Origin of the sequence: Mesorhizobium sp. M7A.F.Ca.CA.001.08.2.1 (genome assembly GCF_003998455.1) — a bacterium.
In the GTDB taxonomy this organism is placed as follows: Bacteria; Pseudomonadota; Alphaproteobacteria; order Rhizobiales; family Rhizobiaceae; genus Mesorhizobium; species Mesorhizobium ciceri.
This window is the reverse complement of sequence record NZ_RZPW01001142.1, coordinates 1-1,358: the sequence shown is the minus strand read 5'-3', so window position 1 is coordinate 1,358 and position 1,358 is coordinate 1. Positions and strand designations below refer to the sequence as shown.

Sequence of the window (1,358 nt, the reverse complement as noted above, 5' to 3'; positions counted from 1 at the left end):
GACACAGCCGACGATCAGCGCCGGTGCTGCAACGACAATGGCGAAGAAGGAATTCCAGAAGCCGTCGGCCGACAGGTCGAGCAGGCGCAGGCCGTCGGCTCTGCCGAGCATCAATCGCCAGGCGCCCGTCAGCGAAGCTTGGGTTTCGTCCGCCGAAAGCATGCTGTTCAGCCCTGTCCGAACCAGTCTTCTATGAAGCGCTGGTAGATTTGCGTCAGCGTCTCGAGGTCGGCAATGGCGACGCGCTCGTCGACCATGTGCATGGTCTTGCCGACCAGCCCGAACTCGACCACCGGACAATAGTCCTTGATGAAACGCGCGTCGGAGGTTCCACCTGAGGTCGACAGCGTCGGCTCCTTGCCGACCGCCGACTTGATCGAGCCGCGCAGCGTTTCGATCAGCCTGTCGTCACGGGTCAGGAAGACATGGCTCGGCCGGTCGCGCCAGACGAGCTCGTAGTCGACCAGCGTCTTCTTGCCCTGCCGGTACTTCTTGCGCCTCGCCGCCTGGTCGAGCCGGTTGTGTATTTCGGCCTGCAGGGTCTCGTCCGTCCAGGTGTCGTTGAAGCGGATGTTGAAGGTCGCGGTCGCTTTGGCCGGGATGACATTGGTGGCCGGGTTGCCCACATCGATGGAGGTGATTTCCAGATTGGTCGGCTGGAAATCCCTGGTTCCCTTGTCGAAAACCGGATGCAGCAAGGCATCGACCAGGCTCATCAGCCCGCGCACCGGATTGTCGGCAAGCAAGGGATAGGCGACATGGCCCTGGCGGCCATTGACGGTGACGGCGCCGGACATCGAGCCGCGGCGGCCGACCTTGATCATGTCGCCCAGCGCATCCGGGTTGGTCGGCTCGCCGACGACAGAGGCATCCCATTTCTCGCCCCTGGAAGCCGCCCATTCGAGCAGCTTGACCGTGCCGTTGATCGCGGGGCCTTCCTCGTCGCCGGTGATCAGCAGCGAGACCGAGCCTTTCGGACCGCCATTGGCCTCGACATGGCGCGCCACGGCGGCGATGAAACAGGCGATGCCGCCCTTCATGTCGACGGCGCCGCGGCCATACATCTCGCCATTGGCGATCTCGGCGGCGAAGGGCGGATGCGTCCAGGCGGCTTCGTCGCCGACCGGCACCACGTCGGTGTGGCCGGCGAACATCAGATGCGGCCCATTGCCGGAACGCCTTGCATAGAGGTTTTCGATATCGGGCGTGCCGTCTTCGGAAAACACCGGCCGATCGACCAGGAAGCCGAGCGGTTTGAGCATCGTCTCCAGCGCGGTCAGCGCACCGCCCTCAGCGGGCGTCACCGAAGCGCAACGGATAAGGGCGGCGAGGTTTTCGGCGGGATCGGTGGGCAGCGT

General features: G+C 64.4%; 1 protein-coding gene and 1 pseudogene. Both read right to left on the bottom strand.

The window, feature by feature from the left end; all coding sequences use genetic code 11:
* Positions 1 to 162, bottom strand: a pseudogene (locus EN914_RS39670) (transporter); the annotation flags it as partial.
* A 5-nt stretch (positions 163 to 167) separates the two neighbouring features.
* Positions 168 to 1,358, bottom strand: a 1,191-nt coding sequence (gene dapE / locus EN914_RS35605) for a succinyl-diaminopimelate desuccinylase (protein ID WP_245497932.1), incomplete at its 5' end; no start/stop codon positions are given.